Here is a 17,308-nt window from a genome sequence, read left to right as displayed (position 1 = left end):
ACAGCCGATTTTTCAAGTGATGGTGCGTGACGATTTTTCGGTTTTCGGCTCGACAGCCGATTTTTCAAGTGATGGTGCGTGACGATTTTTCGGTTTTCGGCTCGACACCCGATTTTTCAAGTGATGGTGCGTGACGATTTTTCGGTTTTCGGCTCGACACCCGATTTTTCAAGTCACGCACCCTACGGATTGTTCGCTGTAAAACGCCTCTGTGTCCTCTGTGTCTCTGGGCGTGAATTAGAGAAGCGAGGTTACTGCGTTTGTTGCAGGGTCAATCATCGCAGTTTCCCAACCATTCGCATTTGTCTGATTCTTCTCCTCTTCCGGCGAGAAGGACAGATTGGGTATCCTGGGTATCGTCTGATTTGGATGCGGTTCGAGGGGTGGAAAAATGGATAGAGATGGCTTGGGAAATGGCCAAGCCGGATAGGGCGATCGCCATGGCAAGCGCACCGAGTCGGTATCCGAGGAGCGGCATACTGGATATTACGAGAGTCCTCATGTTTGCAAATTCCAAACGCTGTTCTAACTGGGGAAATGCAGGGAAGTTCTCACATTGCCCCTACTTCTTCTTTCAGGGGTTTCACTCTTAATTCTGGGCAGTTTGGGGGTGGAAATTCCCGAACTGAGGACTCTTTCGCGGCTGTCATGGTCGTGTTGGCGATCGATCCGCGATCGCCCTTCTCCCAACTCCCCTGTCCGAGGGGGGCTAAGGAGGGATACTGACGTTATGAGGACTTTAGCGGCGGCGATTCAATCCCAGCGTTCGTCACACATGGCAAAATACACGCAACGCTGGCATTTTTCGGCTTCGGGCGTTGCGGCGATGTGGCCCGATCGCACGCCTGTCACGATCGATTCCAATATTTCTTCGTCTTCGTGTTGTATCTCTGCGACGTTCCACGAATACAGTTTTTCATGTCGAAGGTCGGCTAAAATGGCGCGGGATTTGTGGAGTTTCTGCGCCACGGCTAAGAGTTCTAAGCGATGACACTCGGTTCCGACGATGCCATCGACGCCGAGGCAGCGATCGAGCCGGGTTCGCACGTCGAGAACGCCATCGTCGCCCAGTTCGATCGCCGTTCCGCGCAGTTCTAACCCATCGAAATCTAAGGCGAATCTCAGTTCGCCTTGCATGGGAAGTTGTCGCAGTTCTTGAAAGACGGGATGGGTGTCGAACTGGGCGATCGCGTCCATAACTAAAGCTAACGATCGCTCCTCTAAATCGGGATCGATCGCCCTCAAAACTTCGCGATCGCGCAGCTGGTGGGCGATAGCTTTACGAACCAGTCGATCGCACCGCTGCTGTACCAACAGGGTTTCGTCTAAACCGGGATGGCCGTATAAATGACGGTAGGCGAACTGTTTGGGACAAACGGCGTAGTCGCTCAACGCCCCAAACGACAGCACGTCCGCCGTCAGGGGAACGCTGCTGAGGAGCGCCGGGGCGGTTTCTTCGGGCAGTCGGGGCAGTTCCGGATCGTCTAAATTCAAATTTTCAGGCAAATTCTCCGGAAACGGCCAGGTCAAAATCGGGATTTCCGCCGCCTCTAAGCCCGGAGACAGTCGATCGAGATAGCCTCCAGATCGATGGCACCCTGTCAAAATCAGGCGGTCTCTCGCCCGCGTCAGCGCCACGTACAACAATCGAAGGGTTTCCGCCTCCTCCCGCTGTTGCTGGAGTCGCTGCAACCACACTTGCAACACGGGCTTTCCCGAAACCTCAAAATCCTCATCGAACGTCAACGCCACCCCGTACTCGGGATCGAAGGACACCAGCGACGAAGGACTCGGAGAACGAGAGGTCATATCGGCTACGAACACCGCCGCCCATTCTAACCCCTTAGACTTGTGAACCGTCATCAAGGACACGGCGTTACTGGCATCGAGGGGCAATCGGGGAATCTTCACCTCCCCCGCCACCAACCGCAGCAATCTCCGAACCACCCCGTACAAACTCTGATGTTCCGCTTCCAACTGGCGAACCAGTTCCCGAAACCCCCGCCAGTCCGCTTCTCGCCGCGTGGAACCCGGGAGGTTCGCCAATACTGCGGTATATCCGGTTAAGCGATCGACCAATTGCAACAGTCGCGAGGGAACTTCCCGAAAACTGGCGGTTCGGAGTTTTCGCAGCACCTCCACCGGATTGAGGTGGGGTACATCGTCGAGACTCGCCCAATCCACCGTTTGCAACCGCTGCCACCAGGTGGGAGACTTCTCGGAGGTACGCGGCGGCGTTGTCAGGGCGATTTGCAATAGGGCGCGATCGCTGACGGCGAAAAAGGGACTCCGAAGTACCGCCACCAACGCCAAATCGTCGTCGGGGTCCGCCAGAAACCGCAACAGGGCGAAAGCGTCTTTGGCTTCGCGGGTGTCGAGGAGACTGTCTCCCCCGGCGAGGGCGACAGGAATTCCTCGGGATTCGAGAACGTCGGCGTAGGTTTGTAGGGGACGACCGGTGCGGGCGAGGATGGCGATATCGCCGTAGTCGATGGGGCGCAGGCGATCGCTCTCTTTATCGCGAACGGGGGTTTTTTCCGCCACCAGTTGCGTCACGATATCGGCAATTTTCTGAGCTTCTGCCCGTCGTTTTGCGGCTCGATCGACCCCTTTGGGGGCATCGAGGGTCCAGACTTCGATATGGGGGTCGTCGTGGGGCGGTTCTTGGCGGTGGGCGACGAGATCTTGGTGAAGATTTTCGAGAAGGGGTTGAAAGATGCGGTTGACGCGATCGAGCAGGGGATGGTGGGCGCGGAAACAGAGACTCAACACCACGTCGTCGCCGTTGTCTCGGGCGATTTGACGGCGAACCCGATCGAACACCCGCACGTCCGCCCGTCGAAAGCCGTAAATGGACTGTTTGACATCTCCGACGATGGTGAGTTTGGCCTCTGAGGCTAGGGCGTCGAGAAGTTGGGCTTGGATGGGGTTGGTGTCTTGAAACTCGTCGACGAGAAAGGCTTTGAACCGTTGGCGGTAGAACTGGCGAACGCTGTCGTGGTTTAAGGCGTTGAGGGCGCAGACTTCTAAATCGGCGAAGGTTAACAGGCGCGATCGCCGTTTCTGTTGCATCAAGTCCTCCCAGGTATACTCGAAGGCCTCTTTGAGGGCGGGGAGCATTTCGGCCAGGCGATCGTCTAGTTCGCTGGTTTGCAAGCTCACGAATCCCAGCTTGAGGGCGTTGCGGACGAGTTCTCGCAGGGGTTTGATGGCGGCTTTGACGCGATCGAGTTCTCCCGTCGCCCAGTTTTTTTTACTTCCGCCCCGCAAGTCGATGCTGGCGAGGGTTTCGAGATGTCGGGCGTCTGGGTCTCCGGCTTGAATGCGTTTGATGGCAATGCAGGCGTTTTGACGCTGGGTTTCCAGTTTGTCCCCCGCCCTTCCGATGCAGCTTTGCAAGACTTCTACGCTGTCTCGCCAAACGGGATGGTTTAATAATTCCTCGAACCCTTGGTTTCGGAGGTGGGCGGCCAGTTCTGGCCAACCTTCGCCGCTGTGACGGAACGCTTGTTTCACTGAGATGGGATCGTCGAGAAGCGGGGGTAAAACGGTACGTAAGAGACGATAGGGGAGTTTTTCATAGATCGACTCCGGTAGTCGATCGAGTACTTCTAAAAGTGCCTCTTCGAGCCAAAGTTGGGCTTCGATTTGGTCGAGAATGCGGAAATCCGCCGGAACTCCCGCCGCGTCGGGATGTTCGCGACAAATGCGGGCGGCCAGGCTGTGAAAGGTGCTGATGGGGGCGGCTTCAAGTTCGGCGAGAATTTCGCTGAAGGGCGTCTGGGGTTTTCTGTCGCCGTTCGAGGGTTCGGTGGAATGCTGTTGCTGTCGGGCGAGACGGCGAATGCGCGATCGCAGTTCCATCGCCGCTTTTTCCGTAAACGTCACCGCCACCACCTGTAACGGCGACAGCCCCTCTTCGAGGAGATGGTACAGATAGCGTTCGGCGAGGGTAAAGGTTTTTCCCGTTCCCGCCCCAGCCGTAATCGCGACGCTGTGGGGGGCGTGGGCGGCGCGGTGTTGTTCGGGCGTCAGACTCATTCGATTGCGGGGTAAGGTCGGGGAATTTTTACATCGATTTTTACATCGATTTTTACATCGATCTGTAAAATTGTATCGAAAGCATCTTGCATTTCGTCACGTTATCGTCTTTTACAGGCCATTTAAAAAGTTATTCTTTGTCTGTTGCCTTTTTTCGCTGCTGTTCGTTAATATATTTCAGGACGGATGGATAAACCGTCTTCACCTGATAAATACCGTCGGCTACCGTTTCATAAAAAGCCGATCTATAGTAAGGACATACTCGGTTTCAGAGCAAACTGGGTATGTTCTTGTTTTTCGATTGCATTTTTCTATTTTATTCCATAGTTTATCGCACAGTTTATCTCGGTTTATCTCGAACTTTATCTCGAATTTCCCATGTCTCGATCGACCGTCCGTCCCGCTCTCGTCACCCAGGTTTTACCCGATTCGATCGCCGAAGACATTGGCTTTCAGCCAGGCGATCGCTTGGTATCCATCAACGGCGTTGCCCCGCGCGATCTCATCGATTACCAATTTCTCTGCGCCGATGAATTTCTCACCTTAGAAGTTCTCGACGAGGCCGGAGAAACCCACACCGTCGAAATCGAAAAAGACTACGACGACGACTTAGGATTGGAGTTCGAGTCGGCTCTTTTCGATAACTTAATTCAGTGTAACAACCGCTGTCCCTTTTGTTTTATCGACCAAAAACCGCCGGGGATGCGCGATACCTTATATCTCAAAGATGACGATTACCGCCTCAGTTTCCTTTACGGTTCCTATTTAACCCTGACGAACCTACCGCCAGGGGAGTGGGAACGCATCGAACGAATGCGACTGTCGCCGCTGTACGTCTCCGTTCACGCCACGGAACCGGAGGTGCGATCGCGCCTGTTGAAAAATCCGCGCGCCGGGTTAATTTTAGACCAATTGCAGTGGTTTCAGGAGCGCCGCTTACAAATTCACGCCCAGGTCGTCGTCTGTCCCGGTATCAACGACGGAATTCACTTAGAACGCACCTTACAAGATTTAGCCCAATTCGGCGGCGGCGAAGTTCCCGCTGTGGCGTCGGTGGCGGTGGTTCCCGTGGGCTTGACCCGGTTCCGTCCCCCGGAAGACGAACTGGTTCCCGTTTCTCCGGAGGATGCAACAGCCACCATCGCGCAAGTTCGCGCCTTACAAGAGGAGTTTCGCCGTCAGTGGGGTTCGACGTTCGCGTGGCTAGCCGACGAGTGGTTTTTAATCGCCGGAATGCAGATTCCTGATACCGTCGATTACGAAGATTATCCGCAAATTGACAACGGTGTGGGGTCGATTCGCCTGTTTCTCGATCGCTTCACTGAAGACGCCGATCGCTTGTTACCGGAGTCCGTTTCGCCCCCCCGTCGCCTGACGTGGGTGGTGGGAAATGCCGTCCGAACCGCCTTCGACCCCATTCTCGATCGCCTCAACGCCGTCGAGGGCTTAACGGTGGAAATGGTACCTCTCAACAGCGACTTTTGGGGACAGGAAATCAGCGTCACCGGGGTTCTCACGGGACAAGATTTATTAAAAGGGTTGAAACATCGGGATTTGGGAGATGCGATCGTTCTCCCCACGGTGATGTTGAAACACGGCGAAACTCGCTTTCTCGACGATGTAACCGTTGCCGATTTAGAACGAGAATTCGGCGTTCCGGTATGGTTAGCCAACGGCAGCGAGGGACTGATTCAATGCTGCATCGAAGGCTGTCTCGATGCCGTTCCCGCTGGGGCTAAGGCATAACGACGCAATCTTTCGGCGTCCATCGATCGCCCACCTCCATTTGAGGCATGGCCGTCAGTTCCACCGTTCCGTTATCGCGATGCTGCCAACTCGTGGCTTCAGCCAGAGGCATCACATCTCGAGACCCGCCATCGTCCGCCGAACTTTCTTCCATCTCCACAGATCCCTTGTCATGGGTGGCTGCGGCGCGATCGCCAGATATCTCGACCCCTTGCCAATCCACCCACACCGTCTGACCCCGCCGGAGGTGGGTCGGGTCTTCAGGAAGTCCGCCCCGTCCCGTCACGACGAAGGTATTGCCCTCAGCGGCAGCCGTACAGACGGATACCACCTGAGTCGCGGGATCGACGGGTTCGCTGGTCAGGGTCAATACCGCCGCACTGGTATCGAGGGCTGGTTCTGTCACCTCTACGACCCCATCGACCCCCAGTTGAGAACTGGCGGTAATGCGACTCTCGGCAGAAAGATACAATCCTTGCGTTTCGATTTGGATGTTGCCTCCTGCCCCCTCAAAGGCATCCGCCGTCACGGTACTGTCGTTTAACAGCGTCAGCGTATCGGCAATCAATTGCAGGTTTCCGCCGTTCCCGATCCCGCCGGCTTCTGTGGTAATTTGACTGCCATTTTGCAAAACGACCCGGTTCCCTCGAATCTCTAAATTGCCCCCCAGTCCCGATCGCGTCGAGGCCCCGATCCGACTGCGACTGTCGAGACGCACGCGATCGGCCTCTACCAACAGGGTTCCGGCATTTCCGGCACCTTCGTTGTTCACTCCCACGAATCCCTCGCCACTCAATCGCAATTCCGGGGTGTGAATCGCAAGCTGTCCGGCGTTTCCGGTGGGAAACCGCACGAACAACCCCGTGGCTTCGTCTGCGATCGAGGCGGATGAGGAGATCTGACTGGGAACCACCGTCGTCGAAACGCTATCTCGCACTTCCACAAATTCGGAGGCGTTGACGGTGAGGTTGCCCGCGTTCCCGGCGGCAAAGGTATTGGTGTTTAAAACTACCCCGTCTCGGATGACGAGTTGAGCGGTATTGATGGTGACGTTTCCCGAATTTCCGGCGATAAAACTGAGGCTGCCGATGGTACTCGGCACGACGATAACGGGGGTAACGCCTGCAATTTCGACGCGATCGACCACATTGAGGGTGATATTGCCTCCTACTCCTGTGCCGTAGGTTAGGGAAGCGATGGAGTTTCCGCCGAAGAGCCGCAAATTCGAGGCGGTTACGGAAATATCGCCCGCTTTACCGTCGAAGCGGTTCAGGGTCAACAAACCGCTCGGACCGAACAAGGGATTGGCGGGATCGATCGATCCTTCGAGGGTTTCGCGAACGTTGACGGTTATATTGCCCCCGGCGGCGGAACTCAAGCTGTTCGAGAGGATCTCGCCCCCGTTTTCGAGGATGAAGTGGCCGGCAGAAACGAAAACATCTGCCCCCGCTCCCAAGGCAATATTACTGACTTGCAGGCTCGATCGCGCCCCCTCCGAAACCGCTCCGGATATCGACAGGGTATCGGCCGCAACGAGTCTCACCTCCCCATCATCGAGATTGCCCCGATTTTGTACGGCCAACAGCGATCCGTCTCGAACGTCGATGTTTTCACCGTACACTTGCATTGATGCGGAACCGATACCGCTGGCATCGACGAAGGCGAGATCGATAAATCGCACGTTTCCCAGAATTTGGGCGTTACTGTAATCGAAACTCCATCCGGAGGAGGAGGGGACGAACCGGACGGTTCCCTGACGCACCGCCGCCAGTTCCAGATGTCCGCCCGGTGCGATGGCGCTTCCGCCGTCAATTTGCAGGTTTCCGCCGACGAGGGCGAGGGTTTGTCCTTCGGAGACTTGTAATCCTGTGGGTTCGAAGGTGGGATCGAACAGCGGCACCGGAAAGATCAGGTTGGGATCTAAAGGATAGCCTGCCCCGCGCAGGGCGATGGCGTTGGGGTTGTCCCGGTTCCACTGCAACCCCACGGGAACTGTCACCGCCAGGAGAGGCGCATCGGCGGGATCGATCGCGCTGAACTCGAAACCGTTTTCAAAGAGGAGACTCTCGGCGGTACTGGCCATAAAAGACCCGCCAATGTCGAGGCGAGCGTTCGGTCCGAAAACGATACCGTTGGGATTGAGTAAAAATAAATTCGCCGTGCCGTTGGCTCTGAGTAATCCGTCAATATTGGAAATCTGGTTTCCCGTTACCCGAGTCAGAATATTTTCAATGTCGGCAGCGTTGTTAAAAACCGCTTCACTTCCGGTGGGCAGTGAAAACTCGCGAAAGGAGTGAAAGAGGTTGTTTCCCGCTTCCATTCCTCCATTCAGGGTGTAAATTTCTTGCTCGACAGTGACGTTAGACGGGACAGAAAGTGTGTCGTCTGGGACAATCTGTCCGACCACCTGGGTTGCTCCGACAATTGGGAAAATTACCAGACTCGAAAGGGCTGCCAAACCATAGGAAAATGACATTATGTCATTTATATTTTTTGCCAAATAACAGCGATGGTTCATCTATTTTATTCTACGGAATTCTCTTTTTCAATCTGATATTAACCGCATTTAATAGCGTCAACAAGATAAACCCAAAAAACTTTAAAAACCCTTCGATCGATTCGAGTCCGTCATTTAACGGTGTCAAATCAAATCTCTGGCAACAGCTTAGGGGGGCAGAAAAGTCTTGAAACCCTTGTTAGAAAAGATATCGCCGTATTCAAGGGTTGTCCCGCCATCTCAGATCCCCGGCATCTTGGAGATGCCGGGGATCTTGCCCCCTAATTCATATTTTTGGTATTTTGTCAATCCCCGATCTCGAAAAGTTTTCTGCACCACTGAGATGGCAACAGTACTTCAGTGCGGTTCGATCGATTCCTCTGAAATGCCATAGCGATCGAACTGCCAACCATGACAGCAAATCTCTCAAACCCTGATTTGAAATGCCAATTTCAGAGCCAAAATTCTGTTAAGGCCTAACGATACAGCGTCGCGGCGTCCATCGATCGATCGCCCCTTCCGAACCCGCCAACAGTTCCACCGTTCCGTTATCGCGACGTTGCCAGCGAGTCGCTTCCACCAACGACACCGAAGACTTCTCCGAAGGCATCTCAAACTCCGTCGCCTCGGAATCCGTATCGTCAATTTCCATCAACCGCATATCCACCCACACCGTCGGATGCCGCAGGATTTGAGTAGGATCTTCAGGAAGTCCGCCGTTTCCCGTCACCACGAAAGTATTGCCCTCCGCCATCGCCGCACAAGCCGAGACAACCTGCGTCGCCAGGTCGATAGGTTCGCTGTCTAGAGCCACCATAGCCGTACTGGTATCGAGGGTTGGCGTCAACACTTCCACAATGCCGTCTCCACCCAATCGAGAACTGGCGGTAATCTGGCTCTCTGGCGAGAGAAACAGCCCTTGCGTGTCGATGGTAATGTTGCCCCCCACCCCTTCAAACGCATTAGCCGTGACGCGACTGCCATCGAGAACCGCCAGGGTTGCCGTCTCAATGGCAATATTGCCGCCGTTCCCCGTTCCTCCCGCCTCAGCAGAAATCTCGCTGCCTCGGCGCAGTTGCAACGAATTCTCTAGCTGTAACACCACATTTCCCCCTTCTCCAGATTGCGTCGAGGCTGTAAGGTCGCCGTGGTCGAGTTCGATCGATCCCGCAGAGACCACCAAAGACCCGGCATTTCCCGAACCGTCGTTTCTCACCGTCACCTGTGCGCCGTCAGAAACCCGCAACAAAGGAGTCCGAACGGTCAAATCTCCAGAGGACCCGCTGGGAAACGCAGGAATACCAAACAACTGTTGCAAGGATTCATCGGGAATATTCGCCGAAGAGTCGATAAGGCTAGGATTAACAGACCCCGGAACCGTACCGCTGACTTCCACGAATTCCGAAGCGTTGACGACCACACTTCCCGCCGCACCGCTGCCCGCCGTAGACGCCGCAATCCGACCCCCCGCAAGTAAGGTGAGAGTCTGACTATCAACCGTCAAGCTACCCGCATCGCCGGCATTGAGTGCCAACGCCGCTAGGATACTGGGGGAGAACGTCAAAGGCGCGACGCCAATCAGTTCGATGTCCTCAGCAAAAAGCCGCAGATTTCCGCCGTCGCCGACGCCGAAGGTTGAAGAGGAAATGCTTCCGCCACAACAAAGAGTGAGGCGTCCGGTGGCAACGGTCGTATTGCCCCCATCACCCGCCCCGACGGTTAGGGTATTCACCAGAACGGTCTGCTGGGGATAGGTCGGTTCGGGAGCGCCCAGACTTATGGATTCGCTGGCGTTGACTCGCAGGTTTCCCCCCTCCCCCACACCGAAGGTTCTGACGGACACCGACGCCCCTCGATCGAGGGTTAACCGTCGCGTCGAAAGGGTTACGTCTGCCCCTCGTCCGGGCCCCAAGGCTTCGCTGGAAATGCCCCCCCGTAAATTGCCGTCTGCGGTGAGTCCCTGCCACGTGACGGATTCGGAGGTTGCGATATCGATCGATCCCGAAGGGTCTACCCCAAAACTTTGCACCAAGATGATCGAACCGTCCGCCCCCTCGAAATTCCGCCCTCGCACCTGAATCGACCCTCCCGGTAACGGCAGGACTTCACCTGTCTCCATCGTCCCGCTGGCATCAACCAAAGCTTGTTGACTCAATTTAATATCAGCAAAATCGCCGATGTTTTCGTATCCCACCGCCCAACCTTCAGCCACGGGCGTTAGACTCACTGAAGCGGTATTTTCAGGTGAATTGCTGTCGCTCAACCCCCCAACGGCTCCGAGTTCGATACGGCCAGCTTCAGCGGTGACCGTCGCCCCTTCTAACACCAGGTTTCCCCCCAGCAGTGCCAAGGTTCGACCGGGACGAACCCGCAATCCTTCTTCACTTTGGGTTCGATCGCTGGGAAAGAAACTCGCCGATAAGAACGTCGCCCCCTCGCGAGTTAAGCGATGTCCCGTCCCCCGCACCCGAATCTCTCCCGGCGTCCGTCCGTACTGCAACCCCACAGGAACGCTCACGGTTAGCATTGGCGTCGTCTCAGGTTCGCTAGTAGTGAAGACACTCCCGTTGGAGAACTGGATACTTTCGGCGGTACTGGCAAAAAAAGACCCGCCGATATCGAGGCGAGCGTTCGGTCCGAAAACGATACCGTTGGGATTAATCAGGAATAAGTTGGCAGTTCCGTTCGCCCGGAGAAGTCCGTCGATATTGGAAATCTCGTTTCCCGTGACGCGCGTGAGGATGTTTTCGATGCGGTTCGCATTGTCAAAAAAGGCTTCGCTTCCTGTGGGAAGCGAAAACTCTTCAAAGGAATGAAATAAGTTATTTCCGGCTTCGGTTCCCCCCTCTAGGGTGTAAGTGTTTCCCTCAAGAGTGACCGTTGAAGACTGGGGCAAGGTGCCATCGGGAACGATTTGCCCGAAGGCAGATATCGCGCTTATCGAGAGGATCGATAGGGTTTTTATCAAAATCTCAGGCACGGCGATCCCTACCCTGTTTCTATCACTAGGGTCTTCGTTTCGATCGATAGTCATAGCAGAGTTAAAACTAGAGGATATAACGGTATGTTTTCTACTATGACTCCTCCGTGCTTCGACTGTCGAAACCTTTCTCCGGCGGGGCCTCGAAAGGGGCATTTTGGGCAGACTTAAAACTTACCGTCAAAAAAAACCCAGCATCTCGGAGATACTGGGTGACTGGCGACAAAACCTCTGTGTCCTTTGTGCCTCTGTGGTGAATCGCCTTGAGAATCGGATTCACGAGGAGAGTCGGGAGATTGGAAGCCCTGTCGCGTGATTCGCGGGGATTGATTACCCATACAACTCGGCGACGTATTCGCCATAACCGTTGTAATGCAACGTCGGGCGAACGTCCCAGGAAAAGGACGGGCCTCGTCCCACCATCCGTTCTTCCGCCTGCGACCATCGCGGATGGGGTTTGTCGGGATTTACGTTCGCCACGAAGCCGTATTCCTTGGGAACTAAGGTATTCCAGAAAGTGGCCGGTTTTTGCTCTAAAAATTCGATTTTGACGATGGATTTAGCCCCTTTAAAGCCATACTTCCAGGGAATCACCATGCGAATCGGCGCACCGTTCTGTTTGGGCAGGGTTCGACCGTAAACCCCCGTGGCGAAAAACGCCAGTTCGTTGGCCATTTCTTCGATGGTGAGACCTTCGGTATACGGCCAGGGCATCGAATAGGGACGCCAACCGGGGCCGGAGGTGACGTCGGGATCGTAGTAGGACTGAAAGCGGACGTATTTGGCACTGCTGAGGGGTTCGACATCTTTGAGTAACAACCGCATGGGAAACCCCGCCCAAGGCACCACCATCGCCCAGGCTTCGACGCAACGGAAACGATAGATGCGTTCTTCGATGGGAAATTTGCGTTGCAAGTCGTCTAGATCGTAGGTTCGGGGGTTTTTGACTAACCCGGTTACTTCCACTTTCCAATCTTCGGTGGGTAAGGCCTGGGCTGACCGCCAAATGGATTTGTTGCCGCCGAATTCGTAAAAGTTGTTGTACTGGGTGGCTAGATCGCGAGGTGTTAGGGATCGATCGACTTCGGCAAAGTTGGGGTTGCGGGGAATGTCCCCCAAGGGTACGGTTCCCGCTGTGGGGTTGTCCGAACGGTTGCGGCGAGACTGACAGCCGGTTAGGGAGGTGGCGGCGATTCCCACTCCCGCCCCGATGAGGCTTTTCATGAAACGACGGCGGTTGTAGAAAAACGCTTCTGGCGTGACGTCTCGTTCTGGGAGTTCCCAGGTTTTGCGAATGCGAAGAAACACGACAAGCTCGAACCTTTGTTGTTAACGGGTCTCACTTATCTTAGCGACTGCGGTTCGATCGCACTGTGGAAATCTTCGGCGATAGAAAAAAGACTGGAATTCCCTTGTATTGCGCGAGAAATTCTGGCGTTGAAAGCAATTGAAGCGATAACTGAAGCGGAGATAGACCTTGTGAGTGCGGAGTACGGGCGACGGCCTGACATTACAACTGGCGCTTTCCCTGACGTTTGAAAGTTGCAATGGCTCTTCGATGCGTTCTGTCTTTTGCAAAGTCTTTGCAAACTTCTTGCAAAGAGACGGTAAAGAGAGGGTCGATCGCTCGCAGGCTCCAACATCGCCATGCCATTTCGGAGGACTCGTTTACAGCTTTAACGGGGACAGGGTGCGGCTTCCAGCCAACACTAAGCCCAAAATCAACAGTTGCACGGGCCAAGGGGCGAGAGCAATGTCGAGAATAAAGCATAAGGCGACGATTCCCAGTGCAAAGATGCGCGGAATCTCTTCGGAAAGATTCACGTATAAATATCCTGCAATGAGAGCAGTGACAATCGAAATTATGAAGATAGGTGACATCGTACTGACCGTAAAGACTAGAAAACTTATAAAAAGCCCAATCTCAGGCGTTTTAAATGAAGTTCTGTCAACTTTTATGAAGCTGTTGACAATACTTTGTTACATTGTGCAATAACTTATAGCACAGATTTGTAAAACAGTGTAATTCAAATGAGAAGCCTGGTCGCTGTAGCGGCTAGGTATTTATACTGATGAGATCCGGCTATACCTAACTTGCCCTTTCACATCCAATATAATAGCACTCTTGCTTGGAATGGGTTTTATTTTTTGTTTGGATATTCGATCTGACGAATTTATTTTTTCGTCTGTTCCCTATGCTGTAAGTCTATATTGCATAGGGTTTTACGCTATTTCCGGACAAAAAAAGACTACGATCGAACCTTGATAAACCAACGGCGTTGATAGAGAAAATAGGCGATCGAACCCCACAGCAGGACGTTGGCGATCGCATAGGCGATCGACCCCCCAAAGTCTCCAGCCCAAGACTGAAACAACCGCTGATAAATCCAAGATTGCAACGATATCGTCTCCTCAGCGGTTTCAACGGGCGTATACAGTAAAATTCGCGTCCAAAACCCCGTTCCCACAAAAATCACGATGGCGTTACGTCCCATCACCTGAAAGGGAAACGCCCAACTTTTCCATCTCCACACTTCAATAAGCTGATACAGTAGCGCCAGCAGCAACCAACACCAACCTGCACTGTAAACCACATAGGAACTCGTCCAGAGGGATTTGTTTAAGGGGAAAATCGATCCCCACAAGCCTCCAATAATCAATCCGACGATCCCAACTACAATTAAGACCAAACTCGTTTGTGAATCCCTCAGCTGTCGTCGCAACCAATCCCCGGTAAAATACCCCAGCAAGACGGTGACGGTAGCGGGAAGCGTACTCAACAAGCCTTCAGGATCGAAGGTTCCATCTCTTAACAAGTGGGGTTGTCCCAAAATCAGTCGATCGATATAGCCGACTAAATTCCCCTCTCGCGACAAATCTCCCACGCCGAAACCCGGAACGGGAACCGTCACCATCACCACCTGATACGCCACCAGAACCATCGCCGCCAACATCATTTGTTGCAGGGGTTTCAACCGCAACACCACCAGCGACGCCAACAGGTAGGCTAGGCTGATGCGTTGCAACACCCCCATAATGCGAATCGTACTCCAGTCGTAGGTATAGAAGCCGTTCAGCAGCAGTCCCAAGACGAATAAAATCAGGCTGCGTTGCAAAATCCCTCTGTAAACTGACCAAGGAAAGCGACGGAACGCAAAATATTTGGCGAAGGAAAACGCCATCGCTACGCCGACGATGAATAGAAACGCGGGAAATACGAGATCTGTGGGCGTGAAACCGTGCCATTCGGCGTGTTTGAGAGGACTGTAAACGTATTTCCAGCTTCCTGGGTTGTTGACTAAAATCATCGCCGCGATCGCGATTCCCCGAAAGACATCCAGAGAAACTAATCGCGGCCATCGTACTAGGCTCTTCATGGAAAGGGAGAGGGGTAGATGGGTAGATGGGGAGATGGGGAGAAAATTTCACGATCGTACCATCATCTCATCATCCCATCATCTCATCATCCCATCATCCCATCATCTCTTCATCCCATCATCTCATCATCCCATCATCTCATCATCCCCTCATCCCCTCATCTCCTCATCTCGTCGAACGCTGTCGAAACTGCTTCCGCTTTCGGTTTGGCGGGGGTGAGAACGCGCAGATCTGAGGTGAAGGTGGTGGTGGTGACGCTGGCGTCGGAGGGACGGATGATGCTGACGTGAAGCCGCAGGTTCGGGGTGGCGAACCAAATTCGCTCTTCCCGCGTCACGGTATCTTGAGATGAGATGACGGTGAAGGTTCCGTCTTGACTGAGTTGGTACTCGCCGATGCTAACGATCGCATCGGGTTCGAGGGCTAGTTGGATGAGTTTTCCGAGGTTGGCGTTGTCGGGGTTGGGAACGGGAATTACGAGGCTGCGACTGAGGCGATCGATTTGCAACCCTCGGGTACGACTGTCGTACCAGTCGATTTGATAGGGTAAGGTGGCACTGTCGGGATCGATGCCACAGTCTCGACAGCCGCGAACGACTCGGGGATCGTCGAGTTCTAATAACGTCACGTCTACGGTCGATCGCACGTCTTCAAAGTGACTCTGTTCTAGGTGATGACCCGTTCGCTGCGATCGCCACCGTCCTAGGGACAGGCGAAAAAATTTGGTAATGTTCATTTAAAGTTAGGGCGGCTTCTCAAATCGGAGTTTTTATCGAATTCCTCGACGACAGGAGTTTCTCGACTGGGGAACTCCACCGGGAAACCTCGATCTCGATCGAATTCTACGATTTCCCCTGTCGTTTCTCTATGGGTCTTGAGGAATTTAATTTTTTTGTTCTACGCCAAATCCTACCAAAACCACGCTTTCTAAGGGTTGTCCTTCAGCAGGACGTTCGTAACTCAAGATTTGGCGAACGCGCAACGTCGGGTTAATCAGGGTAATGGAATCGACGGCGATAACGCGGCTGTAGTTCGTCGTCATCAGCAGTTCTCGGCTTTCGTTGTCGAAGCGGAAACTCGAGATAATGGGACGGTCTTCTTCGTAGGCTCGATCGCGCAGGTAATCCCCTTCGATGTATTTCCCCGTCTGGGTTTTGGGAACGAACAGCAAGTTCAACTGCTGTGAGACTTCTTCCCCGGTTTCGGAGACGGTATCGAATTCGAGATGATAACCGGGAAGGGGATCGAGTGTCATGGGAACGGGGTAATCGTTATCTTCCAAGACTTTGGTTTTCAAGTCGTTGGGAATGGCGTCGATAACGAAGTCCGTGTGAGAGCGTTCGACTTCCTGACGCTTGATGTAGTGATAGGTGCGTTCGGTACTCCAGTTTCCCACGCAGCAGTCGAAAAAGGCTTGAAATCGATCGAGTTCCATAGGTTGCGATGTTCTGACAGTGGACGGCGAAATGGTTCGCAGCAAACAACGTCCGAGATTTCACCATGTAAATATACCTACCCAGTACGCCAAATCTCGGTATCCATAGCTTACCTGGTTCGTCGAACGGGTTTGAACGAAAATAGCGACGCATTCCCCCACCTCGGAACAGGTGGGGGTTAAGGAGCAGCGGGGTCTTAATCGTCATAACCCTGATTTTCGATGTACTGTTTCAGGATCGAGAGTGGGGCACCACCACAGGAGATGGCGCTAAACCCACGCTTCCAGAAGACAGGTTTCCAGTAGTAGGGCGCTAACTCCTTAGCGTATCGTTTCCGTACCTCTCTGCTGGTAACGGTCTTAAGAGTATTACAAAGCTTACTGACAGAAACTTTTGGGGCAAGGTCAATCAGTAGATGGATGTGGTCATTGGTGCCTAAGTCTGCTTTGGCCTCTTCAAGGATGCAATCATTCTTTTCACAAATGCTTTTAGCCAAATCCTTAATATCTTCCTCAATGTTTCCAGTGATGACAGGATGACGGTATTTAGTCACGAACACTATATGTATCTTAATTAGCGCAACGCTATGTGCAAAAGAGCGTAAGGGCATTGTCAATCACCTACACTATGGCTTAATATAGAGTCATGCTAACAAAGAAACCTACTAAAATTATTCGCACCGACAAATGGACGCTTAATCCAACCACTGAACAGCGCCTGCTGTTTGGTAAAACGATTAAGGTCTATCGTCGTCTGTGTCAATATTTGGTCGGGATTGTCTTTGCCCATTGGCCTGAGTTGGGAAATCTGTCCAGCAATGAATTGGTGCCTGCTGTCGAGCGACTCATTCATGCGACTGCAAAGAACCCAACGCCTCGGTATGTGCTAATTGATAGGGTCTTTCACAAATTCCCCAGCTATTACCGCAGGGCGGCAATCATGTTTGCCTCTGGTCAGGTCAGCAGCTATTTAACTCGCTATCAGGACTGGGTGAGTGGCAACCGCAAACGTAGAGATGCCAAACCGCCAACACTGAATGCGAATGCAGGCTGTTATCCAGCCCTATACCGGGGGCAGTGCTATAAGCTGCATGGGTATGATTTTGTCGAAATCAAAGTCTTTACGGGAACTGATTGGGTCTGGACAACCATTCAGATTAGTGGACTCAGAAAACGTCATCAAAACTCCTGGGTCTGAAACCCCGCCCTTTCAGGGCGGCTTTACACAATA

The 17,308-nt window shown here is 53.4% G+C and carries 12 protein-coding genes; 2 read left to right on the top strand and 10 right to left on the bottom strand.

Annotation, left to right across the window (positions count from 1 at the left end; translation table 11 throughout):
- Positions 1–271: 271 nt before the first annotated feature.
- A complete protein-coding gene (locus ACP5D4_RS12500) occupies positions 272–502 on the bottom strand; it encodes a hypothetical protein (RefSeq protein ID WP_428011954.1) in 231 nt (76 codons plus the stop codon).
- 251 nt (positions 503–753) lie between these two features.
- Positions 754–4,041 carry a UvrD-helicase domain-containing protein gene (locus ACP5D4_RS12495; RefSeq protein WP_428011953.1) on the bottom strand — a complete coding sequence of 1,096 codons (3,288 nt, stop codon included), beginning with the start codon at positions 4,039–4,041 and terminating at the stop codon, positions 754–756.
- 378 nt (positions 4,042–4,419) lie between these two features.
- On the opposite strand from ACP5D4_RS12495, the gene ACP5D4_RS12490 reads away from it, so the two are divergent.
- Complete coding sequence (locus ACP5D4_RS12490) at positions 4,420–5,787, top strand: TIGR03279 family radical SAM protein (RefSeq protein WP_428011952.1); 1,368 nt, start codon at positions 4,420–4,422, stop codon at positions 5,785–5,787.
- Here the strand turns inward: ACP5D4_RS12490 and ACP5D4_RS12485 are convergent.
- The 8 genes from ACP5D4_RS12485 to tnpA form a co-directional block, all read right to left on the bottom strand.
- Positions 5,777–8,263, bottom strand: coding sequence for a filamentous hemagglutinin N-terminal domain-containing protein (locus ACP5D4_RS12485; protein WP_428011951.1), 2,487 nt, complete (start codon positions 8,261–8,263; stop codon positions 5,777–5,779). The two genes, ACP5D4_RS12490 and ACP5D4_RS12485, sit on opposite strands and share 11 nt — an antisense overlap.
- Positions 8,264–8,753: 490 nt before the next feature.
- Positions 8,754–11,180: a filamentous hemagglutinin N-terminal domain-containing protein gene (locus tag ACP5D4_RS12480; RefSeq protein ID WP_428011950.1), complete on the bottom strand. Its 2,427-nt coding sequence runs from the start codon at positions 11,178–11,180 to the stop codon at positions 8,754–8,756.
- Positions 11,181–11,594: 414 nt separating this feature from the next.
- Positions 11,595–12,572 (bottom strand): protein-methionine-sulfoxide reductase catalytic subunit MsrP, encoded by a 978-nt coding sequence (gene msrP, locus ACP5D4_RS12475; protein WP_428011949.1) that lies wholly within the window; start codon positions 12,570–12,572, stop codon positions 11,595–11,597.
- 360 nt (positions 12,573–12,932) lie between these two features.
- Positions 12,933–13,088: a hypothetical protein gene (locus ACP5D4_RS12470; protein WP_428011948.1), complete on the bottom strand. Its 156-nt coding sequence runs from the start codon at positions 13,086–13,088 to the stop codon at positions 12,933–12,935.
- 425 nt (positions 13,089–13,513) lie between these two features.
- Positions 13,514–14,641 carry an acyltransferase family protein gene (locus ACP5D4_RS12465; RefSeq protein ID WP_428011947.1) on the bottom strand — a complete coding sequence of 376 codons (1,128 nt, stop codon included), beginning with the start codon at positions 14,639–14,641 and terminating at the stop codon, positions 13,514–13,516.
- A 158-nt stretch (positions 14,642–14,799) separates the two neighbouring features.
- Positions 14,800–15,378, bottom strand: a complete 579-nt coding sequence (locus tag ACP5D4_RS12460) for a phycobiliprotein lyase (protein ID WP_428011946.1) — start codon at positions 15,376–15,378, stop codon at positions 14,800–14,802.
- Positions 15,379–15,525: 147 nt separating this feature from the next.
- Complete coding sequence (locus ACP5D4_RS12455; protein ID WP_428011945.1) at positions 15,526–16,077, bottom strand: phycobiliprotein lyase; 552 nt, start codon at positions 16,075–16,077, stop codon at positions 15,526–15,528.
- A gap of 197 nt (positions 16,078–16,274) precedes the next feature.
- A complete protein-coding gene (gene tnpA / locus ACP5D4_RS12450) occupies positions 16,275–16,694 on the bottom strand; it encodes an IS200/IS605 family transposase (RefSeq protein WP_428011944.1) in 420 nt (139 codons plus the stop codon).
- Between the two features lie 29 nt (positions 16,695–16,723).
- On the opposite strand from tnpA, the gene ACP5D4_RS12445 reads away from it, so the two are divergent.
- Entirely contained in the window at positions 16,724–17,275 is a 552-nt protein-coding gene (locus tag ACP5D4_RS12445) for a hypothetical protein (protein ID WP_428011943.1), read from the top strand.
- Positions 17,276–17,308: the final 33 nt, after the last annotated feature.

This window comes from Baaleninema sp. (assembly GCF_049974805.1).
Classification (GTDB): Bacteria; Cyanobacteriota; Cyanobacteriia; order Cyanobacteriales; family Geitlerinemataceae; genus Baaleninema.
This window is presented reverse-complemented; position numbering and strand designations above follow the sequence as displayed.

Coding starts and splice junctions, on each gene's coding strand:
- ACP5D4_RS12500 (WP_428011954.1), bottom strand. CDS start 502: ATGAGGACTCTCGTAATATCCAGTATGCCGCTCCTCGGATACCGACTC.
- ACP5D4_RS12495 (WP_428011953.1), bottom strand. CDS start 4,041: ATGAGTCTGACGCCCGAACAACACCGCGCCGCCCACGCCCCCCACAGC.
- ACP5D4_RS12490 (WP_428011952.1), top strand. CDS start 4,420: ATGTCTCGATCGACCGTCCGTCCCGCTCTCGTCACCCAGGTTTTACCC.
- ACP5D4_RS12485 (WP_428011951.1), bottom strand. CDS start 8,263: ATGTCATTTTCCTATGGTTTGGCAGCCCTTTCGAGTCTGGTAATTTTC.
- ACP5D4_RS12465 (WP_428011947.1), bottom strand. CDS start 14,641: ATGAAGAGCCTAGTACGATGGCCGCGATTAGTTTCTCTGGATGTCTTT.
- ACP5D4_RS12460 (WP_428011946.1), bottom strand. CDS start 15,378: ATGAACATTACCAAATTTTTTCGCCTGTCCCTAGGACGGTGGCGATCG.
- ACP5D4_RS12455 (WP_428011945.1), bottom strand. CDS start 16,077: ATGGAACTCGATCGATTTCAAGCCTTTTTCGACTGCTGCGTGGGAAAC.
- ACP5D4_RS12445 (WP_428011943.1), top strand. CDS start 16,724: ATGCTAACAAAGAAACCTACTAAAATTATTCGCACCGACAAATGGACG.